This window comes from Pseudomonas sp. F007, from assembly GCF_057814275.1.
In genome coordinates this window covers 339429-364041 of the sequence record NZ_JBVATA010000007.1, presented here as the reverse complement: position 1 = coordinate 364041, position 24613 = coordinate 339429, and the positions used below count along the sequence as shown (strand labels likewise).

The 24613-nt window shown below is 61.0% G+C and carries 25 protein-coding genes; 3 read left to right on the top strand and 22 right to left on the bottom strand.

From position 1 onward, the window contains the following. Positions 1 to 338: 338 nt before the first annotated feature. From ACZYR5_RS19590 to ACZYR5_RS19580, 3 genes are all read right to left on the bottom strand, one after another. Positions 339 to 1067, bottom strand: coding sequence for an amidotransferase (locus ACZYR5_RS19590; RefSeq protein WP_489091110.1), 729 nt, complete (start codon positions 1065 to 1067; stop codon positions 339 to 341). Between the two features lie 95 nt (positions 1068 to 1162). Continuing rightward, positions 1163 to 3307 carry a 3-hydroxyacyl-CoA dehydrogenase NAD-binding domain-containing protein gene (locus ACZYR5_RS19585; RefSeq protein WP_489091109.1) on the bottom strand — a complete coding sequence of 715 codons (2145 nt, stop codon included), beginning with the start codon at positions 3305 to 3307 and terminating at the stop codon, positions 1163 to 1165. A 26-nt stretch (positions 3308 to 3333) separates the two neighbouring features. After that, the gene (locus ACZYR5_RS19580) at positions 3334 to 4539 is read right to left on the bottom strand and encodes an acetyl-CoA C-acetyltransferase (protein ID WP_489091108.1); all 1206 of its coding nucleotides are present in this window, start codon (positions 4537 to 4539) and stop codon (positions 3334 to 3336) included. Positions 4540 to 5148: 609 nt separating this feature from the next. On the opposite strand from ACZYR5_RS19580, the gene ACZYR5_RS19575 reads away from it, so the two are divergent. After that, positions 5149 to 5955, top strand: a complete 807-nt coding sequence (locus tag ACZYR5_RS19575) for a c-type cytochrome (RefSeq protein WP_489091107.1) — start codon at positions 5149 to 5151, stop codon at positions 5953 to 5955. 7 nt (positions 5956 to 5962) lie between these two features. On the opposite strand, the gene ACZYR5_RS19570 is transcribed toward ACZYR5_RS19575, so the two are convergent. The 14 genes from ACZYR5_RS19570 to ACZYR5_RS19505 all read right to left on the bottom strand — a co-directional run bounded on the left by ACZYR5_RS19570 (position 5963) and on the right by ACZYR5_RS19505 (position 17434). Then, positions 5963 to 6772, bottom strand: a complete 810-nt coding sequence (locus ACZYR5_RS19570) for a transglutaminase family protein (RefSeq protein WP_489091106.1) — start codon at positions 6770 to 6772, stop codon at positions 5963 to 5965. Next, a complete protein-coding gene (locus ACZYR5_RS19565) occupies positions 6769 to 7719 on the bottom strand; it encodes an alpha-E domain-containing protein (RefSeq protein ID WP_489091105.1) in 951 nt (316 codons plus the stop codon). Before ACZYR5_RS19565 ends, ACZYR5_RS19570 begins: the two co-directional genes overlap by 4 nt. 12 nt (positions 7720 to 7731) lie before the next feature. After that, positions 7732 to 9141, bottom strand: a complete 1410-nt coding sequence (locus ACZYR5_RS19560) for a circularly permuted type 2 ATP-grasp protein (protein ID WP_027618722.1) — start codon at positions 9139 to 9141, stop codon at positions 7732 to 7734. 377 nt (positions 9142 to 9518) lie between these two features. Continuing rightward, entirely contained in the window at positions 9519 to 9860 is a 342-nt protein-coding gene (locus ACZYR5_RS19555) for a ribonuclease E inhibitor RraB (RefSeq protein WP_489091104.1), read from the bottom strand. A gap of 194 nt (positions 9861 to 10054) precedes the next feature. Then, entirely contained in the window at positions 10055 to 10291 is a 237-nt protein-coding gene (locus ACZYR5_RS19550) for a hypothetical protein (protein ID WP_489091103.1), read from the bottom strand. 119 nt (positions 10292 to 10410) lie between these two features. Continuing rightward, positions 10411 to 11016: an START domain-containing protein gene (locus ACZYR5_RS19545; RefSeq protein ID WP_489091102.1), complete on the bottom strand. Its 606-nt coding sequence runs from the start codon at positions 11014 to 11016 to the stop codon at positions 10411 to 10413. 41 nt (positions 11017 to 11057) lie between these two features. Continuing rightward, positions 11058 to 11312 (bottom strand): YkgJ family cysteine cluster protein, encoded by a 255-nt coding sequence (locus ACZYR5_RS19540; protein WP_489091101.1) that lies wholly within the window; start codon positions 11310 to 11312, stop codon positions 11058 to 11060. A gap of 163 nt (positions 11313 to 11475) precedes the next feature. Continuing rightward, positions 11476 to 11961 (bottom strand): translation initiation factor 2, encoded by a 486-nt coding sequence (locus tag ACZYR5_RS19535; RefSeq protein WP_489091229.1) that lies wholly within the window; start codon positions 11959 to 11961, stop codon positions 11476 to 11478. Between the two features lie 80 nt (positions 11962 to 12041). Then, the gene (locus ACZYR5_RS19530) at positions 12042 to 13481 is read right to left on the bottom strand and encodes an aminotransferase-like domain-containing protein (protein ID WP_027618716.1); all 1440 of its coding nucleotides are present in this window, start codon (positions 13479 to 13481) and stop codon (positions 12042 to 12044) included. 200 nt (positions 13482 to 13681) lie between these two features. Then, positions 13682 to 14485 carry an OmpA family protein gene (locus tag ACZYR5_RS19525; protein WP_489091100.1) on the bottom strand — a complete coding sequence of 268 codons (804 nt, stop codon included), beginning with the start codon at positions 14483 to 14485 and terminating at the stop codon, positions 13682 to 13684. Continuing rightward, the gene (locus tag ACZYR5_RS19520) at positions 14482 to 14838 is read right to left on the bottom strand and encodes a DUF4398 domain-containing protein (protein ID WP_489091099.1); all 357 of its coding nucleotides are present in this window, start codon (positions 14836 to 14838) and stop codon (positions 14482 to 14484) included. Before ACZYR5_RS19520 ends, ACZYR5_RS19525 begins: the two co-directional genes overlap by 4 nt. 9 nt (positions 14839 to 14847) lie before the next feature. Then, positions 14848 to 15672: a substrate-binding periplasmic protein gene (locus ACZYR5_RS19515; RefSeq protein ID WP_489091098.1), complete on the bottom strand. Its 825-nt coding sequence runs from the start codon at positions 15670 to 15672 to the stop codon at positions 14848 to 14850. A gap of 80 nt (positions 15673 to 15752) precedes the next feature. Next, positions 15753 to 16682, bottom strand: coding sequence for an FAD-binding protein (locus ACZYR5_RS19510; RefSeq protein WP_027618712.1), 930 nt, complete (start codon positions 16680 to 16682; stop codon positions 15753 to 15755). Positions 16683 to 16684: 2 nt separating this feature from the next. Beyond that, positions 16685 to 17434 (bottom strand): electron transfer flavoprotein subunit beta/FixA family protein, encoded by a 750-nt coding sequence (locus tag ACZYR5_RS19505; RefSeq protein WP_489091097.1) that lies wholly within the window; start codon positions 17432 to 17434, stop codon positions 16685 to 16687. A gap of 543 nt (positions 17435 to 17977) precedes the next feature. Between ACZYR5_RS19505 and ACZYR5_RS19500 the strand changes: the two genes are divergently transcribed. Further along, positions 17978 to 19642: an electron transfer flavoprotein-ubiquinone oxidoreductase gene (locus tag ACZYR5_RS19500; RefSeq protein WP_489091096.1), complete on the top strand. Its 1665-nt coding sequence runs from the start codon at positions 17978 to 17980 to the stop codon at positions 19640 to 19642. Positions 19643 to 19707: 65 nt separating this feature from the next. On the opposite strand, the gene ACZYR5_RS19495 is transcribed toward ACZYR5_RS19500, so the two are convergent. Continuing rightward, positions 19708 to 20190, bottom strand: coding sequence for a GNAT family N-acetyltransferase (locus ACZYR5_RS19495; protein WP_489091095.1), 483 nt, complete (start codon positions 20188 to 20190; stop codon positions 19708 to 19710). A 196-nt stretch (positions 20191 to 20386) separates the two neighbouring features. Between ACZYR5_RS19495 and ACZYR5_RS19490 the strand changes: the two genes are divergently transcribed. Then, a complete protein-coding gene (locus ACZYR5_RS19490) occupies positions 20387 to 21607 on the top strand; it encodes an MFS transporter (RefSeq protein WP_489091094.1) in 1221 nt (406 codons plus the stop codon). Positions 21608 to 21610: 3 nt separating this feature from the next. On the opposite strand, the gene ACZYR5_RS19485 is transcribed toward ACZYR5_RS19490, so the two are convergent. From ACZYR5_RS19485 to ACZYR5_RS19470, 4 genes are all read right to left on the bottom strand, one after another. Continuing rightward, positions 21611 to 22171 (bottom strand): DUF1285 domain-containing protein, encoded by a 561-nt coding sequence (locus ACZYR5_RS19485; RefSeq protein WP_489091093.1) that lies wholly within the window; start codon positions 22169 to 22171, stop codon positions 21611 to 21613. Positions 22172 to 22188: 17 nt separating this feature from the next. Further along, positions 22189 to 22794, bottom strand: a complete 606-nt coding sequence (locus ACZYR5_RS19480) for a DUF4823 domain-containing protein (protein ID WP_256832374.1) — start codon at positions 22792 to 22794, stop codon at positions 22189 to 22191. Positions 22795 to 22861: 67 nt separating this feature from the next. Beyond that, the gene (locus tag ACZYR5_RS19475; protein ID WP_489091092.1) at positions 22862 to 23830 is read right to left on the bottom strand and encodes a GTP 3',8-cyclase MoaA; all 969 of its coding nucleotides are present in this window, start codon (positions 23828 to 23830) and stop codon (positions 22862 to 22864) included. A gap of 139 nt (positions 23831 to 23969) precedes the next feature. Beyond that, on the bottom strand, positions 23970 to 24608 hold the full coding sequence (locus tag ACZYR5_RS19470) for a TetR/AcrR family transcriptional regulator (protein WP_489091091.1): 639 nt from the start codon (positions 24606 to 24608) through the stop codon (positions 23970 to 23972). Positions 24609 to 24613 lie beyond the last annotated feature (5 nt).

The window sequence follows — 24613 nt, the reverse complement described above, 5'->3', positions numbered from 1 at the left end:
CAGGCGCTGCCCCGGCACCAGGGGCCAGGGCACGTGTCGATGAAAAGGGGCAAAAGGAATCGGCCACCTGGGGCCGGATCGGGATGCCGCTGTTCGCTGTTTTTCAGCGTGACAACGGCAGCAGGAATTGCGCGTTATCGTGCCGAGAAGGTGCCGGTCAGCAAAACCGGTCGACGACTGTCACTCGAACAAGTACCCACTGTGGGTCTCCGCAATTGATGAAAACGCGCGCAGCTTACGCCGCTGGTTTTACCGAGTAAACCTTGAGACAAACAGCCTTTGGCGATTCCCCGGATTGTTCAGCCCGGGTTCAGCCGCTGGCTGTCATGAACGGCGCCTCAGGACGCCTGGGTTTGCGGCTTGTGTGCGACGAAGCGCATCATCCACTCGGCAACCGTGGTGCCGTGATGGTCCTGGGCCAGGCTGGCCACGCCCTTCTGATAGATCTGCTCGCCGAGAAATTCCTGGCGGATATCGAGCAACGCCCGCGAATAGTCGTGAATGAATTCCGGATGCCCCTGGAAACACAGCACCTGGTCGTTGATGTGATAGGCGGCATAGGGGCAGAAATCGCTGGAGGCGATCACCGTGGCGTTTTCCGGGAGTTCGGTCACCTGGTCCTGGTGGCTGATCAGCAGCGTCAGCTCTTCACGCACCGGACTCATCCACGGCGCCTTGGCCGCCAGTTTGTAGTTATGGGTGCCGACACCCCACCCCTGGCTCGCGCGCTCGCTCTTGCCGCCCAGCAGCAGGGCCAGCAGTTGATGGCCAAAGCACACGCCCAGCAGCTTGTCGCCGCGCTCGTAGCGCGCCAGCAGGTACGTTCTCAGGGTTTCGATCCACGGGTCGGTGCCGAACGAATCGGCCTTGCTGCCGGTGACCAGATAGGCATCGAAGCTCAGGTCGTCGCTGGGGTATTCGCCCTGCACCACGTTGTACACGGTGAATTCGGCAGCGATCGGCTGCTGGGAAAACAGGCGCTGGAACATCTGCCCGTAACCCTGGTACTGATCGACCAGTTCTGGACGCAGGATGTCGGTCTCGAGGATGCAGATGCGTAGCGACATAAAAAATACCTGACACGATGATGGGAATAACGAACACCCCAGAGCCTGCCTTGAAACACCGTGACAAGGCAAGCCCCGCAATTCCCATCATGCGCTTAAAACAGCTCGCCCCGCGATGCTTTCGCCAACAGCAATGCCGGGGGCGCGAAGCGTTCGCCATATTGCTCGGCAAGGTACTGGGTACGCGCGACAAAGTCCGCCAGCCCGTACTGATTGATGAATTGCAACGCCCCGCCCGTCCATGGCGCGAAACCAATGCCGAAGATCGAGCCGATGTTGGCGTCTGCCGTCGACAGCAACACACCTTCCTCGACACAACGCACGGTTTCCAGCGCTTGCACGAACAGCAGGCGATCGCGCACATCCTTGGCCGGGATTTGCCCGTCGGCGCGCTCGAAACGCGCTTTCAACTCAGGCCACAGGTGTTTCTGCGCGCCAGGCGGATAGTCGTAGAAACCGCCGCCGGCGGCCTTGCCCGCGCGCTGGCAGTCGTTGAGCAACAGGTCGATCACGGTGAACGCCGGGTGACTGGGCAACGGCCGGTCTTCGGCCTGCAGGTCCCTGGCGGTTTGCTGGCGGATATGGCTCATCAGGCTCAGCGAGACTTCGTCGGAAATCGCTAGCGGGCCAATCGGCATGCCCGCCTTGCGCGCCTCGGTTTCAATCAGCGGCGCGGCGACGCCCTCGCCGAGCATCGCGATGCCTTCGTTGGTGAAGGTGCCGAATACACGGGAGGTGAAGAAGCCACGACTGTCATTGACCACAATCGGGGTCTTCTTGATCTGCAGGACAAAATCGAAAGCCCGGGCCAGGCTTTCGTCGCTGGTGTGCGCGCCCTTGATGATTTCCACCAAGGGCATCTTGTCCACCGGGCTGAAGAAATGCAGACCGATGAATTTGCCCGGATCCGGGACTGCCCGGGCCAGGCCGGTGATCGGCAGGGTCGAGGTGTTGGAGGCGATCAACGCCTGGTCACCGACCACTTGCTGCGCCGCCGCCGTGACCCTGGCCTTGAGCTCGCGGTCTTCGAACACGGCTTCGATGATCAGGTCGCATCCGGCCAGATCGGCGTCCTGGGCGGTGGGCGTGATGCGAGCCAGGATGCTGTCGCCCTGTTCGCTACCGAGCTGACCACGGGCGACTTTCTTCTCGAGCAACGCCGCCGAATGCGCCTTGCCCTTCTCGGCCGCCGCCAGACTGATGTCCTTGAGCACCACCTCGACACCGGCAACGGCGCTGACATAGGCGATCCCGGCGCCCATCATGCCCGCCCCCAGCACCCCGACCTTGCGCGTCACATAAGGGGCAAAACCCTGGGGCCGCGAACCGCCGGCGTTGATCTGATTCAACTGGAACCAGAAGGTGCCGATCATGTTCTTCGCCACCTGGCCGGCGGTCAGTTCGGTGAAGTAGCGGGTCTCGATCAACTGCGCGGTGTCGAAATCCACCTGCGCGCCTTCGACCGCCGCACAGAGGATTTTTTCCGGTGCCGGCATGCAGCCCTGGGTCTTGCTGCGCAGGATCGAAGGCGCGATGGCGAGCATTTGCGCGACCTTGGGGTGGGACGGTGTGCCGCCGGGAATCTGGTAGCCCTTCACATCCCAGGGTTGCTGGACCGTCGGATGCTCGAGAATCCAGGCCCGGGCCTTGGCCAGCAGGTCATCACGATCGCTCGCCAGCTGATCCACCAGCCCTGCTTGCAGGGCTTGCGCCGGGCGTACCCGCTTGCCTTCCAGCAGATACGGCAGGGCCTTTTCCAGCCCCAGCAGACGCACCATGCGCACCACCCCTCCGCCCCCGGGCAACAGGCCCAGGGTCACTTCCGGCAGGCCGAGTTGCAGCGAGGGATGATCGACGGCGATGCGATGATGGCACGCCAGGCAGATCTCCCAGCCGCCACCCAATGCCGCGCCGTTGATGGCTGCCACCACCGGCTTGCCCAGGGTCTCGAGGCTGCGCAATTGGCGTTTGAGCGCCAGCACTCGATCATAAAAGGCCTTGGCGTCCGGCTTGCCGACCTTGATCAGCTCATTGAGGTCGCCGCCGGCAAAAAACGTCTTTTTCGCCGAGGTAATGATCACCCCGGCAATCGACTCCTTGTCCGCCTGCAGGCGCGCCACGCACGCGGCCATGGCCTGGCCGTACACCGCGTTCATGGTATTGGCGCTCTGGCCCGGCATGTCGATGGTCAGTACCACGATGCGGTCCTGGCCTGCTTCGTAACGAATGGCATCATTCATGTGAGTGTTCCTCGCAGTCAGGGGGCTCAAAGGCGCTCGATGATGGTGGCGATACCCATGCCGCCGCCGACACAGAGCGTGGCCAGACCGTAGCGTTGCTGGCGCACTTCCAGCTCATCGAGCAAGGTGCCGAGAATTGCGCAGCCCGTGGCGCCCAGCGGATGGCCCAAGGCAATCGAGCCGCCGTTGACGTTGACCTTGGCCGGGTCGACGGCCATGTCCTTGATGAACTTGAGCACCACCGAGGCGAAGGCCTCGTTGACTTCGAACAGATCGATGTCTTCGACTCGCAACCCGGCCTTGGCCAGCGCCTTGCGCGTAGCCGGTGCTGGACCGGTGAGCATGATGGTCGGGTCGGTGCTGGTGACGGCCGTGGCGACGATTCGCGCCCGCGGCTGCAGGCCCAGCGCCTTGCCGCTGGCTTCGGAACCGATCAGCATCAGCGCCGCGCCGTCGACAATCCCCGAGCTGTTGCCCGGCGTATGCACGTGGTGAATCCGTTCGACGTGGCTGTAGACCCGCAGCGCGGTGGCGTCGAAGCCCATCTGCCCGATCATCTCGAAGCTCGGCTTGAGCTTGCCCAGGCCTTCGAGCGTCGAGTCGGCACGGATGAACTCGTCATGATCGAGCAGCACGATGCCGTTCTGGTCCTGCACCGGCACCAGGGATTTGCGGAACGAACCGTCCGCCCGGGCACGGGCCGCCTTGAGTTGGGAGTGCAGGGCGAAATGATCGACATCCTCGCGGCTGAAGCCTTCGAGCGTGGCGATCAGATCAGCGCCGACACCCTGGGGGGTGAAGTGCGTGTGCAGGTTGGTCTGCGGGTCCATCGCCCAGGCCCCGCCGTCGCTGCCCATGGGCACCCTCGACATCGACTCGACGCCACCGACGACCACCAGGTCTTCGAATCCGGAACGCACTTTCATCGCGCCGAGGTTGACCGCCTCAAGGCCCGAGGCACAGAACCGGTTGATCTGCACCCCGGCGACGCTGACATCCCAATCGGCCACCAACGCGGCGGTCTTGGCGATGTCGGCGCCCTGGTCTCCCACCGGGGTGACGCAACCCAGCACGATGTCATCGACCTGGCTGGTGTCGAGTTGGGTGCGCTGTTGCAGCGCACCCAACAGGCCGGCCAGCAGATTCACCGGCTTGACGCTGTACAAGGCGCCATCGGCCTTGCCGCGGCCACGGGGGGTGCGTACCGCATCGAAAATCAGGGCTTGGGTCATGTCATCCTCGGACTGCCGCGCAGGTGCAAGATCAATGAGTCTTCACCTTAAGCTGCGCCCCAACGGATTCAATGACCCAAGCGCTCAATGGCCTTGACCGCCACGCTCAGACGAACGGTAGTGAGCTATCGGGTTAACCGTTTCAGGACAGCGAACTGTCTAGCCAACGGTCGGCAAAGCAGGTGGCAATAGGCCTTATGCGTTTTTAGAAACTTCGAGTACCAAGCTGATACGAAAGGGATCTAAACCACAGCCCGCTGGGCCCCTAATGTGAAGTGTACGAGGTAGCCGTCGGGTTTTGCCGAGGCCCTCGAAGCCAGACCACACTAATAAAGCGCTTTGCCGTCATGGAGAAATGCAGGCAAGCATTCGACGCTCAGGACATAACAAAAAAGGCGGTCAGCCATGTTCAAACAACAAAAAGTGCGTCAAGCCGGGCTCATTCTATTCGCTACCACCCTGCTGCTGATTTTGCCGAACCTGACCAAGGTCATCGGCTGATCCAGCGCCGACACTGTGTTGCTTTACGCAAATTACGTTGCACTCGCTGTTCGGCTCTTCGTGCCTGTGCCACCCTTGACGGCATGACCACGAACGGACGGCGCTCACGTGAAAGCACTGCTTTTTCTCTCAGCCTTGTTGCTCGGCCTGCCCTTGCAGGCCGCGCAACTGGTATTGGACCTGGGCAACGGCAGCCGCACCTGGCAGACCCAGGCGTTGCTGCAACTGCCCCAGACCCGAACCATTACCGTCCCTGACGATGTCTCCTACAAGCGCGACATGCAGTACCGTGCCGTCCCCCTGGCGGTCCTGCTGACCGGCATCAAGACCTCCGACCATTTGCAGGCCGTGGCCCTCGACGGGTTTGCCGCCGAATTGCCGGCCGGGCCGCTGCTCAACAGCCAAGGTGCGCAGGCGTGGCTGGCGATTGAAGACCCGGCCCAGCCCTGGCCGGCCCTGGCGTCCGGCAAACCGAGTGCCGGGCCGTTTTATCTGGTGTGGACCCACCCTGAAGCCGGGCATATAAGTCCGGAGCAATGGCCGTTCCAGGTCGCCAGCATCAAGCGCCTGGCGCCGGTGGCCGAACGTTTCCCCGCGCTGCTGCCCGACCCTGCCCTGGCCGCCAACGATCCGATCAATCAAGGCTTCGCCCTGTTCCAGAAAAACTGCCTGGCCTGTCACCGCCTCAATGGCGCGGGCGACGCGCAGTTCGGCCCCGACCTGAACATTCCCTACAGCCCCACCGAATATTTCGGTGGCGAATTCCTCAAGCGTTACATCCGCGACCCGCAGAGCCTGCGCCAATGGCCACAGGCGAAGATGCCCGGCTTTTCCCCGGCGGTGTTGCCGGACGCCGAGCTGCAGATGCTCATCAGCTACCTGCAGCACATGGCCGGGCGCAAGGCCAGCCATTGATCCCTGGCTATTGCTGCTGTACCGCAATCACCGGCAATGGCATCGGCGTGACGAACACCTTGGCGTGCATCTGTTCGCTGCCGCCGCCCCGGCGCATGCCGCGAACCGGGCAGGCGTCGAGGTAATCCAGGCCGACCGCCAGTTTCAGGTGGCGCTCGGGGCGGGCCAGTTGGTTGGTGACATCGAAGCTGTACCAGGCATCGTCGAGCCAGGCCTCGGCCCAGGCATGGCTGGCCAGGTGCTCGGTGTTTTCGCTGTAGAGGTATCCCGAGACATAGCGCGCCGCAATGCCCAGGCTGCGGGCGCAAGCGATGAACGCATGGGCGTGGTCCTGGCAAACCCCGGCGCGCCCGGCAAATGCGTCGGCGGCACAGCTTTCCACCACGGTCGAACCGGGCGTGTAGGCAATGTGCTGATGCAGGCCATGCATCAGGTCGATCAGGGCACTGCGGTCTCGCCGTTGCCGGCATTGCTGTTCGGCGAAGGCACGCAAGGCCTCGTCCGCCTCGGTCAGTCGGGTGAAGCGCAGGAATGGCAGCGCCGACTGCGACTCGTGCTCGGCTTCGCGCAACTCATCAATGTCCACCAGCCCGCGCGCGCCGATGCGGATCGCCTCGTGCGGTTCGTCCAGGGTCAGCACATGCAGGATATTGCCGAACGGATCGAGCTGGGCGCGCACCGGTCGCGGCAGTTCGAGCTGCCAATCGAGCACCTGCTGGCGCTCGCTGTCGTGGGGTGTCAGCCGCACATACTGAATACTCGCTCGCACCTGATCATCGTAGTGGTAGGTGGTTTCGTGGCTAATGGAAAGTCTCATGCCGCCTCCAGGTAGGAACTGTGTATGGCGTTACCCAGCTGGCGAACCAGTGGGATGAACTCGTTCAGCCAGGCGTGCAGGCCTTCGTCGAGGATTTCGTTGATGCCGGTGTAACGCAGGCGGGCGTCCATTTCCGCTGCCAGGCGTTGCGCTGGGCGGCCGTTGGTACCGGGAAGCTGGGCGAGGATCTGATCGATTTCCTCGGTGCAGGCGCGCAGCGAGCGCGGCACGTCGGCCCGCAGCAACAACAGCTCGGCAACCTGGCGGGCGCCCGGCGCATCGCGGTAGATCTCGGTGTAGGCCTCGAATGACGACAAGGCCCGCAGCAAGGCACTCCACTGGTAATAAGCATGGGCGGTGCCATCACTGACGGCTTCCGCCTGGTCGCCGGCCATTTCGTAGCGCGCATCCAGCAGCCTGAGGGTGTTGTCAGCGCGCTCGACGAAGGTCCCCAGGCGAATGAAACGAAAGGCATCGTTGCGCATGATGGTGCCGTAGGAGGCACCGCGGAACAGGTGCGAGCGCTCCTTGATCCACTCGCAGAATCGGCTCATGCCGTAGCGTCCCAGGCCCTGTTCGGCAATCCCACGAATTTCCAGCCAGGTCGCGTTGATGTTTTCCCACATATCCGCGGTGATTCGCCCACGCACCGCATGGGCACTTGCCCGCGCCGCCCCCAGGCAGCTGTAGATGCTGGCCGGATTGGCCGCATCGAGGGCGAAGAAATGCAGCAGGCGTTCGGCATGCAGCGCCCCATGACGCTCCAGGTAGTCGTCCAGGGTGCCGGTGATCAGCAAGGGCATCGCCAGTTCATGCAAGCCGTCGCCGCGACCGTCCTGCGGCATCAGCGACAGCGAATAACTGATGTCGAGCATCCGTGCGAGGTTTTCCGCCCGCTCCAGGTAACGCGACATCCAATACAGGTCCGAAGCAGTTCTACTCAACATGGCAAGTTTCCTTCAATCCTCGACGACCCAGGTGTCCTTGGTTCCACCACCCTGGGAGGAGTTGACCACCAGCGAGCCTTCGCGCAATGCGACTCGAGTCAATCCACCCGGCACCACACGGGTTTCGCGTCCGGACAGGACAAACGGCCGCAAATCGATATGACGCGGGGCGATACCGTTCTCGACGAAGGTCGGACAGGTCGACAGCGATAACGTCGGTTGGGCGATATAGGCGTGCGGCTTGGCCTTGATCCGCGCCCGGAACAGCTCGATCTCGGCCGCCGTTGCCGCCGGACCGACCAGCATGCCGTAGCCGCCGGACCCCTGGGTTTCCTTGACCACCAGTTCCGGCAGGTGAGCGAGCACGTGGGACAGCTCCGAGGGGTTGCGACACTGCCAGGTCGGCACGTTTTGCAGGATGGGTTCCTCGTCCAGGTAGAAACGAATCATCTCGGTGACGTAGGGATAGACCGACTTGTCATCCGCCACCCCGGTGCCGATGGCGTTGGCCAGCACCACGTTGCCGCTGCGGTAGGACGACAGCAGCCCCGGCACACCGAGCATCGAATCCGGGTTGAAGGCCAGCGGATCGAGGAACGCATCGTCGAGCCGGCGGTAGATCACATCCACCGCCTTGGGCCCATCGGTGGTGCGCATGAAGACCTTGTCGTCACGCACGAACAGATCGGCGCCCTCCACCAGTTCCACACCCATTTCCCGCGCGAGAAAGGCGTGTTCGAAGAAGGCGCTATTGAAGCGTCCGGGGGTCAGCACCACGACACTCGGGTCATCGATGGGGCTGGAGCTTTTCAGGGTGTCGAGCAGCAGGTTCGGGTAGTGATCGATGGGCGCGATGCGTTGCGCGGCGAACAATTCGGGGAACAGGCGCATCATCATCTTGCGGTCTTCGAGCATGTAGCTGACACCGCTGGGGGTGCGCAGGTTGTCTTCGAGTACGTAATAGGTGCCGTCGCCGTCGCGCACCAGGTCGACGCCGGAGATGTGGGAGTAGATATCGCGGTGCAGGTCCAGGCCCTGCATGGCAAGTTGGTATTGCTCGTTGGCCAGCACCTGTTCCGGGGCAATAATGCCGGCCTTGATGATCCGCTGCTCGTGGTACAGATCAGCGAGGAACATATTCAGGGCCTTGACCCTTTGGATGCAGCCACGCTCGACGATGCGCCACTCGCTGGCGGGAATGCTGCGAGGGATAGTGTCGAAGGGAATCAGGCGCTCGGTGCCCTGTTCGTCGCCGTAGAGGGTGAAGGTGATACCGGCGCGATGAAACAGCAGATCGGCCTCGCGTCGGCGTTGTGCCAACAGCTCGTCAGGCGTTTCAGCCAACCAACGGGCGAATTCCCGGTAGTGCGGACGGACCTGGCCACCCGCGTCGTACATCTCGTCAAAATAGGTGCGGATCATGCCGTACTCCTTGTCACACGGACACCTTGCCTTCGCAAGGCCCGTGCCAGCGGCATTAGCCTTTCAATTTCAATGAGTTGCATGAAGCCGCCAAAGGCGCCGCACCATCCCTGTGCAGCGAACGCTGCAGCCTTGGCGCCCACGCTCCATGGCGAGGCAGGGCAAATGGCTATGAGGCGCATAGCCACAGTTCATTTCACGGCTCGCTGCTGCTTGCCAACAATTGTCCTACCGCGCACAAAGCCGCTGTCTGACAGCGCTGTGCCTAACACTCTTCCCTTTTGGCCACCTGCTCAGGTGGCTTTTTTTATCCTGCAGAAACCAGAACGGCCGACCCAAGGGTCAGCCGTCGCTGCGTGTTGTTGCTGTTCATGATGTTATGCGAGTTGCCCTCGTACCTCGTGCTTGACACCCCAGCCTTCGATAATCCCGCCCAAAGGCTCGACCACCGCTTCAAAGTCCTGTTCAAAATCACCGATGCCGCCGTAGGTGGCGAACATCACCTTGCTCAGCTCCAGATACCAGGCACCGTCATCGCGCACACTGATCTGCGCATTCAAGGATTCACCGCGAAAATGCCCTGCCGCCCTGCGTGCCCGCTCCTCGTCCGGGAAAATGGCGTAGAACTCGATGGGATGGAACCGTGAAAAATCAAAACCGCCTTCTTTCATGCGGCGCAGCACGCTGCTGCTGATGTCTTCTTGATAGGCTGTGCTCATGAAACGTCCTCCGCAATCCGATGGATAGACTTTCCGTACTCCCTGCACCCGCCTGGCGGGCGATACGGCAACCGAGTTGCCGCCGGGAAACAAGCATGTAGCTGACAAGACCAGACCTTAGCGATCCATTCGCTGATCTCGCTTGCAGAGTAGCCCCAAGTCAGAGCGGCTGCCAAGGTCTGGATCAAGAGGAATCAAGGAATTGGAGTAATCGCGAGGATTTGTATGCTGTTCTGGGATTTCAGGCTTTTGACCGTCGGTTCGGCGGTACGACCTTCCAGGTCATTGAGGTCCAGCTCGGCCGGAACCGGGAGCAGTTTGGCGCGAATCAGTTGTGCCGCCTTTTCCATGTCCGGTTTTTGCTCGCAGTCGAATTGCTCGACGCTTTGCTCACCGTGATCATCAACAAAGGTGATTTGCCACTTTTGCATCGCTGCCTCCTCGGCAAAGCCCGCCAATGGGCTTACCTGTATCTCGACCGCGAAGGACCGGAAATCGTTCCCGGCGTCAGCAGCGCCGGAACGGACGAAGCCGTTCCGGCACACATCGCTTATTTTTCGGCGCGGGCCTTGAGGGCCTTGAGGGTTTCGAAGGGGGCATCGACCACGAACTTGTTGGCAACCATGGCCGGTACGCTACCACCCGGCTCGGTGTGCACCTGGTAGGTGACTTCGACCTGATCGCCCTTGGGCACGAACTTCCAGAAGCCCTTGACCTGGGTCACACGGACAAAGCCTTTTTCTTCGGGGATGTACTTGGGTACGCCTTCGAGGTTGCGGGTCAGGCTGCCATCGGCGTTCTCGACGGTGGTCACGTGCAGCACCGAATCACGCGGGGTCACCGGCCAAGGCGTGTTGAACTGAGTGTAGGTCCAGCTCTGGTCGCCTTCGTGCTTGAGCTGCTTCTGCATTTTGCACTCATGAATCCAGGCACAGGCTCCCGCAACGTCTTCCTGAAGCGCGCGCAGCTTGGCGACGGTGGTCTTCATCAGGGTCACACCCTGGTAGGACTTGTAGTCGGAGCCGGGGATTTCACTCAAGGAAATCTTGATGCCGTCTTCGTTCTTGGCGACTTTCCAGTCTTCGGCCTGGACCACGGTCGAGGCCAACACGGCGGTCAAACCACACAACACAGCGATACGATGCAGCGAACCCATAGTCTTGTTCCTTATTGTTGAAGTTCCGTTCGTTGAACACACTACGCCGCGGTCATCTGCTCCCACCATCCGATCAACGTGATGGCTTCTTCCTGGCTGGCGCCACAAACTTCGATATCCGCCTGAAATGCGCCACAGACCGCTGGCCGCTCGGGCTGGCCGAAAATCCTGCACAGATTATCGACAGAAAGTTGCACACAACGTTCGCCCGCCGGCTTGCCATTGGGCATGCCCGGAATCGGGGTACTGATGGAAGGGGCGATACAGCAAGCGCCACAGCCTTCTCGGCACTGCATGACGACAACCTCGGGATGGCTAGTGTGTTGAATGACGGGGACTAGAGTACGCCCTTAAACAGCCGTTTGAAATTGGCTGCCCATGGCTTTTCGCGCATTTTTGCGTGACTGGTCAGTCTTGCGACAAAGCGTCTGGCCCGCAGGTCACACCTGCCGTCGGGTTTTACTGATTGAACTGGAATTCCAGGGCCGCGCCCTCGATTTCCCGGTGATCTTCGTTGCGCATCTGCAATTGCAACTCATTGGAGATCAGCCGGCCATTGAGCTGGAACTTGCCGTCTTCCTTGGGTTTTTCGCCGAACAATGGCGGCAGCAACGGTGTGCGCTTGACGAGCGGAACCGAACCCAGAGGCTGCAGCTGCTTGACCATCTCGGGGGGCAGGCTCAAGTCGACGTTGGTGGACGGCAAATTGGTGGTTCGCACCAGTTCGCTGGCCGACTTGGACTTCGAAGCAACGGGGGGGCGTTTTTTCTGTGGGGCGGCTTTTTTCGTGGTGTCAGGCTTTTTCACCGGTACGGCTTTTTTCCCCGCCTGTTCGCGGCTCGCGGCCACTGGCTTGTCTGCAGCGGTGGCGGCCATCACGGAGCCACCATTTGAGACACTCAACAGACAGGCCAACAGCATACCAATGGGGAAAATCGCTTTCATGAGCCCTACAGCACTAACGGCAGAGGGCCATATGCTCGCTTGTTGGACGAGCGCTGACAAGCAGGCAATGCTAGTCAATCTCAAAAACCACTGGCCGTTTCCTGGCACAGCTGGGTCGCCAGCATGCCCAAGGTCATCAACGTCCGCTCGGCCTCTCGATTCCACGGGATCCCGCAGTTCAGGCGAATACAGTGGTTGAACTGTTCGGTGTTACTGAAAATAAGCCCTGGCGCGATGCTGATCCCCTGCTGCAGGGCGCGCACGTGCAGTTCCTGGGTATTGACCCGCCCCGGCAAACTGACCCACAGGATAAAGCCGCCCGTGGGCCGGGTCATTTGCGTGCCTTCGGGGAAGTACTGCTGCACCGCCAGCTGGAACGCACTCAGGTTCTTGCGGTACTCCTGGCGGATGTAACGCAAGTGCCGGTCGTAACCACCGTTTTCCAGGTAGGCGGCGATCGCCATCTGCGTGACGCTGCATGCCGAATGTGTACTGAAGGTCTGCAGGCGCTGGATTTCCTGCTGGTACTTGCCGGCGATCATCCAGCCGATGCGCACACCGGGTGACAGGGTCTTGGAAAAGCTCGAGCAGTAGATCACCCGATCCAGGCGGTCATAGGCCTTGAGGGACTTGGTACGCCCCTGTTCGAACATCAATTCGCCGTAGATATCATCTTCGACCACCTGGATATCGAAGTCCGAGGCCAGGCGCAGCAGTTGTTTCTGCCGCTCCTCCGGCATGGTCCCGCCCAGCGGATTGCTCAGGCGTGTGGTCAGCACCAGCGCCTTGATCGACCACTGGTTGGCTGCCAGTTGCAGGGCTTCCAGGCTCATGCCGGTGGACGGGTCGCTGGGAATCTCGATGACTTTGAGGCCGAGCAGATCCGCCAGTTGCAGCAGGCCGTAATAGGTCGGAGATTCAGCGGCGATCAGGTCGCCCGGGCGGGTCAGCACCCGTAGCGACATCTGCAACGCATCGACGCAGCCGTGAGTAATCACCACTTCGGAAGGATCGACCACCACCCCGGCATCGCGCATGCGAATCGCCACCTGCCGACGCAGGGGCTCGAAGCCCGGGCTGAACATGTAGCTGAACGCCCGTGGGCTGTGAAAACGCGTGACCTTGGCCAACTGCTGGTGCAACGCCCGTACCGGCAAGTAGTCGACACTGGGTACTGCAGCGCCCAGCGGAAATACCCCCTCGCGACGGGACTCGACCAGCACTTGCTGGATGATGCTGCTGCGCGTCACCAGCCCCGGCCGCTCGACCCGGGCTATGTCCGGCGTCGGTGCGGTGAGTGCCGGGGTCTGGTGCACGTAGTAGCCCGACTGCGGACGCGCGCGAATCAAGCCCTGGTCTTCCAGGTTGGCGTAGGCCTGGAGCACCGTCGCGTGGCTGACGTTGAGTTGCGAACTCATCTTGCGCACCGAAGGCACACGTTCGCCGGGCTGATAGACGCCGCGCCGGATATCCTCAGCGAGCTGCTGAGCGATACGTTGATAGAGCAGTAGATTGGTCATGACGCGGCACTCGATTGCACGGGCGTTTTATTTTTGTAGGTACAGTTTCAGCACAGTTTCAAAGTGTACGGGAACAGTTACCACAATAATCGAGCGTACCGCCCAGTGTCAGCAAAAACTGTACTGTTTTGTGCGCCGATTGGCAGGCGAAAAAAAACCCGGCGTCTTCTGAAGAGCCGGGTTTTCCAGTAACGCTGCCCTTAGCGGGCAGCGCCGAGCTGGCCTTTTTCGTCGGAGAAGACGATTTCGACGCGACGGTTCTGCGCCCTGCCCCGCTCCGAAGCATTGGCTTCGACCGGGTACTCGTCCCCGTGGCCTTCGACGTGAATGCGTTTGTCGTCAATGCCCAGGTCCATCAGCATGTCCGCCACCGCCTGAGCGCGATCTCGGGACAGTTTGCGATTTTCCTGCTTGCCCCCCGTGCTGTCCGTGTAGCCTTCGATACGCACCACCCGCTTGGGGTTGAGCTGGAGGAACTGGACGATTTTCAGCACAGTGCGGTTGGCCGAGCTTTTCAGCTCCGCTTCACCGGTGTCGAACAGCACGTCGCCGAGGGTCATCACCAGGCCGCGATCGGTCTGGGTCGTGGCCAGGCTGATGATCTGCTCTTCCAGCCATTTACCCTGCTGTTGCACGCTCAGCAGTTTGGCCTCGCGCAAGGCCAGTTGCAGGCGCTGACGCTCCAGCTCCAACTTGGCCGCACGCTCCTCGTTGAGTGCCTTTTCGGTGTGCTGGCGGGCAATTTCGCTGTAGCGCTGACTCAGGTAGGCGTAGTGCTGCACGTCCGCACCGCTGCCCCAGTAACTCGATAGACGATCGGCGCGGGCCAGCGACTCGCCGGCGCGGATTACGTCCTTGGGCGCAATGCGCAGGACATTCGAATCTTCCTTGACCTTCTGGAAGTCGGTGTTGGCCTGTTGCAGGGAAGCATCACTGTGCTGCCCCGCGCAGCCGGAGAGACCGACCACCAGCAAACTGCCGAGCACACCCATTTTAGCGTTCATTGGGCGTCCCCCAGTTGCTTGCGCAGACGGGCAATGCGGGTATTGAGCACGTTCAATTGCTCTTCGCTCTTGAGGGTCAGGACCTTGGCTTCCGCCAGCCGCGCGTCGAGTTCGGCCTGTTCGGCCTGCATGCGGGCATCCTTGAACGACTGGTCGGCCATGTCGGCCTGGGCCTGGGTATATTTGCCTTCGGCCAGTTTCAGCTCGGGCACTTCATCGGCCGTGGCGCCAACGGCTGTGGCCTGCTCCAGGGTCTGGGCGGTCAGGCGCATTTGCTCATTCGGTGCCGGATCGGCGGCACAACCCGCCAGGGCCAGAACGGCCAGGACAGCGCAAAGAGGTCGAATAATCACTAAAAATCCCTACTGTTTTGAGGCGCTGACGGGCTGTTTCAAATGTGCTTTCCAGCGCTCCAGATTGCGCTGCAGCACGGCTTCCGTCAGACCGGAGGCGGGCAATTCTGTCATCTTTTTGGCCAACTGTCCGCGCAACCATGGATCGTTGCACGCCGAGTTGTGGGAGACGGCCAGGTACAGCCCGGGTTTATCCACCGCGGGCGAATACGCCTGGACGTCCTTGGCGATGCTCAAGGTCTGAGTCATGGCCATGCCCGCGTAACGACCAGCCAGGACAAACTCGACTTCTCCCAACACCAGCTTCTGGAAGGCCTGGGTCAGATTGGGTGTGCTGACCAGGGTCAGTTGGGATTGCACGAACGCCTCGAACTCCTGGGTCAGGCGTGCCTGTTGCGACAACGCGCCGACATGCCCGACCAGGTCCTGCGCGCTGGAGTAGTCCAGAGTCGAACCATTGCGGGTCCAGACCAGGTAATCGTTGCTGGTCAGCGCCGGGTGAATGTAGTCCAGCGATTCCAACTGCCGGGTAGTCAGCGAGGCGTCCGCGAGCATGTCCATGCGCCCGCTGCGCACTTCCTCCAGCGCTTCGGAACGCTTGCCGGCATAACGCAACTCGACCTTGAGTCCCAGCTCCTGCCCCACCTGCTGCAGCAGGTCGGCATTGGCGCCGATCAGGTGCGTGGGGTCCTGCGGGTCTTGCCACAGGTACGGCGGTGCATCCGGGCTGCCGGTGACCACCAGCCGCTCGCACTTGCCGGCGGCGCTCGCCACCCCAGGCAACAGCACCAGGCCCAGGCATAGCGACCAGCCACTCCAGCGACGCAACTCCATGGCGTATCTCTCCCCGGTAAATCGTCGAAATAAAAAAACCCGACCAATTGGCCGGGCTCTTTATAAGTGAAGCCGCTGGATTAGACCAGCTTCTCCAACTCAGGGATGGCTTCGAACAGGTCCGCCACCAGGCCGTAATCGGCCACCTGGAAGATCGGCGCTTCTTCGTCCTTGTTGATCGCAACGATCACCTTGGAGTCTTTCATGCCGGCCAGGTGCTGGATCGCGCCGGAGATACCGACGGCGATGTACAGCTGTGGAGCAACGATCTTGCCGGTCTGACCGACCTGCATGTCGTTGGGTACGAAACCTGCGTCCACTGCCGCGCGGGAAGCGCCGACAGCAGCGCCCAGCTTGTCGGCCAGGGCGTACAAGTGTTTGAAGTTGTCGCCGTTCTGCATGCCGCGGCCGCCGGAAACGACGATCTTGGCAGCGGTCAGTTCCGGACGATCGGACTTGGCCAGCTCTTCGCCCACGAAGCTGGAAGTACCAGCGTCGTGAGCAGCAGCCACCGATTCAACGGCAGCCGAACCACCTTCAGCGGCAACCGGGTCGAAACCGGTGGCACGCACGGTGATCACTTTCACTGCAGCGTTGGACTGTACGGTCGCGATGGCGTTACCGGCGTAGATCGGGCGCTGGAAGGTGTCAGCGCTGACGACGGCAATGATCTCGGAGATCTGGTCAACGTCCAGCTGCGCGGCAACGCGTGGCAGGATGTTTTTGCCGTTGGAAGTAGCGGCAGCCAGGATGTGGCTGTAGCCCTTGCCCAATTCAGCAACCAGCGGGGCAACGTTTTCTGGCAGTTGGTGAGCGTAGGCAGCGTTATCAGCGACCAGTACTTTGCTCACACCCGCGATTTTTGCAGCGGCCTCAGCCACGGCACCAACGCCCTGACCCGAAACCAGTACATGCACGTCACCACCGATTTTGGCGGCAGCGGCCACGGTGTTCAGCGTGGCCGGGGCCACTGCTTTGTTGTCGTGTTCAGCGATTACCAAGATAGTCATGATTAGATTACCTTCGCTTCGTTTTTCAGTTTCTCGACCAGTTCAGCCACCGACTTGACCTTGATACCCGCGCTGCGTGCAGCAGGCGCTTCGACTTTCAGGGTCTTGTTGGTGGAGGCGGTGGGAACGCCCAAAGCGTCAGGAGTCAGCGTTTCAAGCGGCTTCTTCTTGGCTTTCATGATGTTTGGCAGGGACGCATAACGCGGCTCGTTCAAACGCAGGTCGGTGGTGACGATCGCTGGCAGTTTCAGGGAAACGGTCTGCGCGCCGCCGTCGATTTCGCGAGTCACGGCAACGCTGTCGCCATTGACTTCGACTTTCGAGGCGAAAGTGCCCTGACCGTAGCCGCTCAGTGCAGCCAGCATCTGGCCAGTCTGGTTGTTGTCGCTGTCGATGGCTTGCTTGCCCAGGATCACCAGCTGTGGCTGTTCCTTGTCGACAACAGCTTTCAGCAGCTTGGCAACGGCCAGGGAAGTCAGGTCTTCGGCGGATTCGACGAGGATGGCGCGGTCGGCACCCAGAGCCAGCGCAGTGCGCAGTTGCTCTTGAGCGGTGGACGGGCCGATGGAGACGACGACGATTTCAGTCGCAACACCCTTCTCTTTCAGGCGTACGGCTTCTTCCACTGCGATTTCGCAGAAAGGGTTCATCGACATCTTGACGTTAGCGAGATCGACGCCGGAGTTGTCCGCTTTGACGCGAACCTTGACGTTATAGTCGACCACTCGTTTGACAGCTACAAGAACCTTCATGGATTCCTCGTTACTCTCCGGTGAAAAGAAAGTCGCCTAGGCGAACCTGGTGGTTGAGCTCAACGGCGCAAGGGCACCTCTAAAAACGCCGGCAGTGAATGGGTGACTCCGCTCACGGGCTCAATGACCGTTCGTCAGGGGTGACTGACGAGTCATTGCCTTGCATGGCGTGTAAACTGCGCAGCGAACTCTTTCTGCACGTCACCTTGTATTGCCTTCGCCCTGTCTTTAGAGGTGCTCTTGAAACCAACAGCCAGCCTACGGCGAGCGCAAAACCGCCCGTATCTTGACCGGAACACCCATTCCGGTCAATACGGCAAAACGGTCAGTTATCAGCCGCGCGTCTTTGATTTATCAGGCTTCCAGCAAATTCAAACAAACGTTTGTATTGGACGCTGAGAGTGGTGTAGATATAATGCGCCACCCAGAGAGAAGGGTGAGCCATCGATTGTCCACTGGCCGGCGTCACGGAGCAATCCGTCGATGCGACACCAAACCTCCAATTAGAAAAAAAACTGTTGAGCCTTGAGTAGGAGATAACCTGTGGAACGCGAATACATGGAATTCGACGTGGTCATCGTCGGTGCCGGCCCCGCTGGTCTTTCCGCCGCCTGCCGATTGAAGCAGAAGGCCACCGAAGCCGGTAAGGAAATTAGCGTCTGCGTGGTCGAAAAAGGCTCCGAAGTCGGCGCACATATTCTGTCCGGTGCGGTGTTCGAACCTCGTGCGCTGAACGAACTGTTCCCCGACTGGAAAGACCTCGGCGCCCCGCTGAACACACCTGTCACCCGCGACGACATTTTCGTGCTGAAAAATGCCGAAAGCGCGCAAAAAATCCCTGACTTCTTTGTGCCAAAGACCATGCACAACGAAGGCAACTACATCATTTCCCTGGGTAACCTGTGCCGCTGGCTGGCCCAGCAGGCCGAAAACCTGGGCGTGGAAATCTACCCAGGCTTCGCCGCCCAGGAAGCGCTGATCGACGAAAACGGTGTGGTGCGCGGGATCATCACCGGCGACCTCGGTGTCGACCGCGAAGGCCATCCAAAAGACGGCCTGTACACCCCGGGCATGGAGTTGCGTGGCAAATACACCCTGTTCGCCGAAGGCTGCCGTGGCCATATCGGCAAGCAACTGATCAAGCGCTACAACCTGGACAGCGACGCCGATGCCCAGCACTACGGCATCGGTCTCAAGGAAATCTGGGAAATCGACCCGGCCAAGCATCAGCCAGGCCTGGTGGTCCACACCGCCGGCTGGCCGCTGGACATCATGGGCACCGAGAACACTGGCGGCTCGTTCCTCTATCACCTGGAAAACAACCAGGTCGTCGTCGGCCTGATCGTTGATCTGTCCTACAGCAACACGTACCTGTCGCCGTTCGACGAGTTCCAGCGCCTCAAGCATCACCCGGTGCTAGCCCAGTACCTCGAAGGCGGCAAGCGCATCAGCTACGGCGCACGGGCCATCTGCAAAGGCGGCCTGAACTCGCTGCCGAAGATGGTGTTCAAGGGCGGCGCGCTGATCGGTTGCGACCTCGGCACCCTGAACTTCGCCAAGATCAAGGGCAGCCACACCGCCATGAAGTCCGGCATGCTCGCTGCCGACTCGGTGGCCGATGCACTGTTCGCCGGCTCCGAAGGCGCGGACGAACTGACCAGCTACGTCGATTCGTTCAAGGCCAGCTGGCTCTACGAAGAACTGTTCGCCAGCCGCAACTTCGGCCCGGCGATCCACAAGTTCGGCGCGATTGTTGGCGGTGGTTTCAACTGGCTCGACCAGAACATCTTCGGCGGCAAACTGCCGTTCACCCTGCACGACACCAAGCCGGACTATGCATGCTTGAAACTGGCGGCGGACTGCAAGAAGATCGACTACCCGAAACCGGACGGCAAGCTCAGCTTCGACAAGCTCAGCTCGGTGTTCATCTCCGGCACCAACCATGAAGAAGAACAGCCTTGCCACCTGAAGCTGGCTGACGCGAGCATCCCGATCAGCAAGAACCTGCCGCTGTACGATGAGCCCGCTCAGCGCTACTGCCCGGCTGGCGTGTACGAAGTGGTGACTCAGGAAGAAGGCGAGAAGCGCTTCCAGATCAACTCCCAGAACTGCGTGCACTGCAAGACCTGCGACATCAAGGACCCGGCACAGAACATCACCTGGGTCACCCCGGAAGGGGCTGGCGGCCCGACTTACCCGAACATGTAAGTCGCTCGCTGGATAAAAAAGGCTCCCCGATGGGAGCCTTTTTTGTGGCCACGTTGCAAAGCCCCTCAACGACCCTCAGCGAAATCGCGCAGCACACTGCCATCCATGCGATAGCGCACCCACTCTTCCTGGGGTTGGGCGCCGAGGGATTTGTAGAAATCGATGGCCGGGGTATTCCACTCCAGCACACTCCATTCGAAGCGCCCGCAGTCATTGGCGCAGGCGATTTTCGCCAGGTGGCGCAGCAGTAGCTTTCCGGCGCCACCGCCACGCTGTTCCGGGGTGATGTACAGGTCTTCGAGGTACAGGCAATTGCTACCCAGCCAGGTGGAATAGCTGAAGAAAAACACTGCGAAACCGATCGGCAAGCCGTCGCGCAGGCAGATCAGGCCGTGGGCGGTCGCGCCCTCGCTGAACAGGCTGCGTTCGATGTCGGCGACACTGGCGATAACTTCATGGCGGGCACGTTCGTAGTCCGCAAGCTCGGTGATGAACGCAAGAATTTGGGGTGCATCGCTCGGCGTCGCCGGGCGGATCTCGATCGACATGGACGTCCCTTGAGAACGAATGAAAACGCCATACTAAGTCGGCAATCACCGTTCGTCACACCCCGCGATAAAACTTTGTCATCTCGGCATTACTCCGCCTGCCACTAACCCTGAAACCACCAACCGCACAACATACGCCAGCGCCGGCCATGGTAGATAAGGGCTCGATCACAACAACAGGTCACGAGATTCAACCATGCCCACTTGCACCACCGCGAACAGCGCCCTGCCACCCCGACTGTTTGGCCTGTTCTGCCTGGCCAGCTACCTGCTTTCGCTGTCCTATGGCTCGACCTTTTTACTGTCACTGTTGATCAGCTCACGGGGCGGCAACGAACACGATGCCGGCAGCGTGATTTCGGCGGCGATGCTCAGCACCTTCGCCGCGGTCATCCTCTCGGGACACCTGTCGGACGCGCTGGGCGCCGCCCGTTCAGTTGCGGTCTTCGCCGGTTTGCTGGTGCTGGCCAGCCTGGGCTTTGCCCTGACGCCCGGGTTTGGCGAGGCCCTGCTGTTTTTCGGCCTGACCCTGGGCCTCGGCTGGGGCGTGTTCTACACCCTCGGACCGATCATCGTGGCGATGCTGGTGGAACCGGCATATCGAGCGCGGTATTTCGCCCTGCTATCGGGCAGCATGATGACCGGGATCGGTTCCGGGCCATTGCTCGGCCGCGCCGCCAGCGCCCTGGGCTTACCCTTGACCAGTGCGTTCTACCTGGCGGCCCTGGCCAGCCTGTTCGGCGGCCTGATCTTCTGGCGCCTCGGGCTGATCCTCAAGCAACGCCCCAATCAGTTGGGCAGCGCCGCCGTCTCGCGCATTTCCTGGGCCGCAATGGCGCGGGTAATGTCCTCCAAAGCGTTGTTCGCGATTATCATGGTTGGCCTGGGCGGCTGCGTATTCGGCGGTTTATCGAGTTTCCAGACCAGCTACGCAGCATCCCGCGCACTGGACTACTCGCTGTTCTTCGTCGGCTTCATGAGCGCCGCCATCACCAGCCGCCTGCTGCTGGCCGGCTGGGTGGTCAAGCGCGATCCGTACCTGGCCTCATGCCTGCTGTCGGGGTTGATGGTGGTGTCTATCCTGATGTTTGCCTATCGGGTCGACGACGCCCTCACCTATCTGACGGCCGCCGCCACACTGGGTGTCGGCTATGGCCTGACCTATTCGGTGATCAACGGCCTGGCCGCCAACGAGGCACCTCCCGGCAACACCCCCCAGGCCTTGCTGCTGTTCAGCCTGGGGTATTTTGTCGGGGTCTTTGGCTTTCCGTGGCTGGCGGGCAGGATCATCGTCGAGCAAGGGCTGTCGACGATGCTGCGGGTGGTGCTGGCGGTGGCCTTACTGAATTGGTCGATCACCGTTGGCCGCCTGCTGTGGCGCTGGCGGGTTGCCAGCAAGCCGGTACAGGCGGTCTAGGGATCAGGGCTCAAGGCCGATCCGGAAGAACTCGCCGCCGCTCCACACCCCCAGCCAGCGTTGACCGTCGAGCTCGCGGCTGACGGCGAGCTCGACCAGTTGGTAGAACACGTTGCGGTGGATCAGCGCTTCGAGGTTGGACCGCACATGCACGTAAGGCGCAGGCTCCTGGGTCTGCGGGTCGATGACCACGCGCAATGGATGCTCCGCACCGGCCTCGGTCAGTTCTTCGACATTGGTGGTAAAGCGCAGCACCTGAGCCTCGCCCTCACCTTCTACTTCCAGGGTCACCGCGACAAAAGGCGCGTCGTCGACCTTGATCCCGACCTTCTCCACCGGGGTCACCAGGAAATAGTCATCACCGTCGCGGCGGATAATGGTGGAGAACAGCTTGACCATCGGCTTGCGCCCGATCGGCGTGCCCAGGTAATACCAGGTGCCGTCGCGCGCGATGCGCATGTCGATGTCGCCACAGAAGTCGGGGTTCCACAAATGAACCGGCGGCAAGCCTTTGGACTTGGGGATTTGCCCCAGCAGATCATTAGCCTTGTGCGGATCACTCATCTCACTCTCCCAATCAACTACTGATCGCCGAGGCCGAGCAGACTGCGCGCATATTGCGCCAGCGGTGGCCCGATCAGATCTTCTGGCTTGTTGTCGTGGAACGTCAGTAAACCGCCACGACTCTTGATCCGTGCAGTATCAATCAAATACTGGGTGCTGGTCTCGATCAACATCAGCTGAATCACCCCGCTGTCGATTCCCAGGCGGTCCACAGCTTCCTGATCAAGCCACTCATCCGAGTTGCCGATGCGGTCGTCGGCGCTGGCAAAGCGGGTGTACAGCAGATAGTGCGCGCCAGCGGCCCGCGCCTCACCCATGGCAGCGTCCAGGCCCTCGGGAGCGCGGGCGCGGCGGACCATCGGGAAGTATTCGATGAAGCCGTTGAAGGCTTGTTCGGCAACCACGTTCTGCCGAGGGTCGGCGCTACCTGGCGGGGTGAACGGGCCCTGGGCAATATAGATGAAGGAGTCGGGTTGAATGCGCAGGTTGTTCACCCGACGGCTGTCGCTGTGATCGAGAAAACCGGCATCGCTCATCTGATAGCGAACCCCTTCCCCCATGTCACTGACAGTCATGCAGCCACCCAGCGCCAACGCGCTCAGCAGCAAAACCAGGCTACGCATCCTTCCCCTCCAGAAGCCGGTGACGGAAAACCGGCGAATGTCGACAGGATGCAGCTTCCGCGCCAGCTCAGCCGCCGATGATTTTCATCACCGTCGCACCACCGGAAAACGCCACGTCCTGCTTGTCGCCCAAGGCTTTGACCAGCAAGCGCTGGAGGGCTGGCAAGGCCTGGTGGCGGGGTTTGTCCAGCAGGTCGCCGACAAAGTGACGATTGCTCGACGACAGGCAACCGTGCAGCCAGCCCGTGGAAGACAGGCGCAGCCGCGAGCAGGTCCGGCAGAACGGCACGCTTTCGTTGGCAATCACGCCGAAATGGCCATGGCCGGGAATGGCATAACGCACCGCCGTCGCATCCAGCGGCGCATCGGCTTGCAGGTATTCGTAACGCTCGCCAATCAGCTCGAGCAACTGCTGCAGGCTGACGAACTGTTGCAGGAAGCCATTGGAATCGCTGGCCAGGTGGCCCATGCGCATCAGTTCGATGAACCGCAGCTCGTAATTGCGCTCCAGGCAGTAGTCGAGCAATGGCATCACCTGATCGAGGTTCTGCCCGCGCAACGGCACCATGTTGACCTTGATTTTCATGCCTGCAGCGCTGGCCTGCTGCATGCCATCCAGCACCGTTGGCAGGTCGCCACCCCGGGCGATACTGCGAAAGGCCGCGGCGTCCAGGGTGTCGAGGGAAACGTTGATGCGGCGAATGCCGGCGTCCACCAGCAGCGGCAGTTTCTTGGCCAGCAACTGGCCGTTGGTAGTCAGGCTGATATCCGCCAGGCCCATCTGCCCCACCGCGCGCATGAAGGTTTCCAGCTTGGGACTGACCAGCGGCTCGCCACCGGTGATACGCAAACGCTCGATACCCGCCGCTTCGATCAAGTAGGCGACTCCGCGCGCCATGGCTTCGGCCGACAGCTCATCCTGCGCCGCCACCAGGCGCTTGCCGTTGGGCACGCAATAGGTACAGGCATAGTTGCAGGCGGAGGTCAGGCTGACGCGCAAATTGCGAAAACGTCTGCCTTGTCGGTCAACGATCATGGATTACTCCGGCGGAGGTCGATTCGGAAAAGCTAAAACTTGACTCACAAATCAAGTTTTAGCAATACCTAAGCCTGAGTATATTCCTGGGGCACTGCGCCATACAGGGAAACATGGCGCAATAAAGCAGCTGAATGAATCAGCTGCCGGAGGTGTCGGTATCGCGCTTGCGCTTGTTGCCCATGCGCACGCCGATATCCATCAGGAACTGGAAGAAACCTTCCTGATCTTCCAGCACATTGCTCCAGAACGGCGAGTGATACAGGGCCACCGCGCCGTGGACCAGGGCCCAGGTTGCGCAGTAGTGGAAATACGGCGGCACGTCTTCAAGCTTGCCTTCGCTGATCCGGCCCTTGATCAGCAAGGTCAGGCGTTCGAAGTTGGAAGCACGGATCTTGTGCAGCTCCTCGACCATCTCCGGCACCTGGTTGCCCTTTACCACCTTCTCTTCCAGGCGATCGAACAAGCGGTAGCGCTGCGGATCACGCATGCGGAATTCGAAGTAGGCCCGCGACAGGGCTTCCTTGTCCTTGTCGACATCGGCCGAATGCAGCAGTTCGTTCAGGTCGCGCTCGTAGTCGAGCATCAGGCGCAGGTAGATCTCGGCCTTGGACTTGAAATGCTTGTAGATAGTGCCTTTGCCGATTCCCACGGCATCCGCGATCATCTCGACGGTGACACTGTCTTCACCTTGTTCGAGGAACAGCTTGAGCGCGGTGTCGAGAATTTCTTGCTCGCGGCGACGAAACTCACGGACCTTACGAGGTTCTTTGTGCATAAGAA

What these genes read in the sequence shown, in the direction of transcription:
- ACZYR5_RS19590 (WP_489091110.1), bottom strand. Translation starts at nt 1,067, where the DNA reads ATGTCGCTACGCATCTGCATCCTCGAGACCGACATCCTGCGTCCAGAA.
- ACZYR5_RS19585 (WP_489091109.1), bottom strand. Translation starts at nt 3,307, where the DNA reads ATGAATGATGCCATTCGTTACGAAGCAGGCCAGGACCGCATCGTGGTA.
- ACZYR5_RS19580 (WP_489091108.1), bottom strand. Translation starts at nt 4,539, where the DNA reads ATGACCCAAGCCCTGATTTTCGATGCGGTACGCACCCCCCGTGGCCGC.
- ACZYR5_RS19570 (WP_489091106.1), bottom strand. Translation starts at nt 6,772, where the DNA reads ATGAGACTTTCCATTAGCCACGAAACCACCTACCACTACGATGATCAG.
- ACZYR5_RS19565 (WP_489091105.1), bottom strand. Translation starts at nt 7,719, where the DNA reads ATGTTGAGTAGAACTGCTTCGGACCTGTATTGGATGTCGCGTTACCTG.
- ACZYR5_RS19560 (WP_027618722.1), bottom strand. Translation starts at nt 9,141, where the DNA reads ATGATCCGCACCTATTTTGACGAGATGTACGACGCGGGTGGCCAGGTC.
- ACZYR5_RS19555 (WP_489091104.1), bottom strand. Translation starts at nt 9,860, where the DNA reads ATGAGCACAGCCTATCAAGAAGACATCAGCAGCAGCGTGCTGCGCCGC.
- ACZYR5_RS19550 (WP_489091103.1), bottom strand. Translation starts at nt 10,291, where the DNA reads ATGCAAAAGTGGCAAATCACCTTTGTTGATGATCACGGTGAGCAAAGC.
- ACZYR5_RS19545 (WP_489091102.1), bottom strand. Translation starts at nt 11,016, where the DNA reads ATGGGTTCGCTGCATCGTATCGCTGTGTTGTGTGGTTTGACCGCCGTG.
- ACZYR5_RS19540 (WP_489091101.1), bottom strand. Translation starts at nt 11,312, where the DNA reads ATGCAGTGCCGAGAAGGCTGTGGCGCTTGCTGTATCGCCCCTTCCATC.
- ACZYR5_RS19535 (WP_489091229.1), bottom strand. Translation starts at nt 11,961, where the DNA reads ATGAAAGCGATTTTCCCCATTGGTATGCTGTTGGCCTGTCTGTTGAGT.
- ACZYR5_RS19530 (WP_027618716.1), bottom strand. Translation starts at nt 13,481, where the DNA reads ATGACCAATCTACTGCTCTATCAACGTATCGCTCAGCAGCTCGCTGAG.
- ACZYR5_RS19525 (WP_489091100.1), bottom strand. Translation starts at nt 14,485, where the DNA reads ATGAACGCTAAAATGGGTGTGCTCGGCAGTTTGCTGGTGGTCGGTCTC.
- ACZYR5_RS19515 (WP_489091098.1), bottom strand. Translation starts at nt 15,672, where the DNA reads ATGGAGTTGCGTCGCTGGAGTGGCTGGTCGCTATGCCTGGGCCTGGTG.
- ACZYR5_RS19510 (WP_027618712.1), bottom strand. Translation starts at nt 16,682, where the DNA reads ATGACTATCTTGGTAATCGCTGAACACGACAACAAAGCAGTGGCCCCG.
- ACZYR5_RS19505 (WP_489091097.1), bottom strand. Translation starts at nt 17,434, where the DNA reads ATGAAGGTTCTTGTAGCTGTCAAACGAGTGGTCGACTATAACGTCAAG.
- ACZYR5_RS19495 (WP_489091095.1), bottom strand. Translation starts at nt 20,190, where the DNA reads ATGTCGATCGAGATCCGCCCGGCGACGCCGAGCGATGCACCCCAAATT.
- ACZYR5_RS19490 (WP_489091094.1), top strand. Translation starts at nt 20,387, where the DNA reads ATGCCCACTTGCACCACCGCGAACAGCGCCCTGCCACCCCGACTGTTT.
- ACZYR5_RS19485 (WP_489091093.1), bottom strand. Translation starts at nt 22,171, where the DNA reads ATGAGTGATCCGCACAAGGCTAATGATCTGCTGGGGCAAATCCCCAAG.
- ACZYR5_RS19480 (WP_256832374.1), bottom strand. Translation starts at nt 22,794, where the DNA reads ATGCGTAGCCTGGTTTTGCTGCTGAGCGCGTTGGCGCTGGGTGGCTGC.
- ACZYR5_RS19475 (WP_489091092.1), bottom strand. Translation starts at nt 23,830, where the DNA reads ATGATCGTTGACCGACAAGGCAGACGTTTTCGCAATTTGCGCGTCAGC.
- ACZYR5_RS19470 (WP_489091091.1), bottom strand. Translation starts at nt 24,608, where the DNA reads ATGCACAAAGAACCTCGTAAGGTCCGTGAGTTTCGTCGCCGCGAGCAA.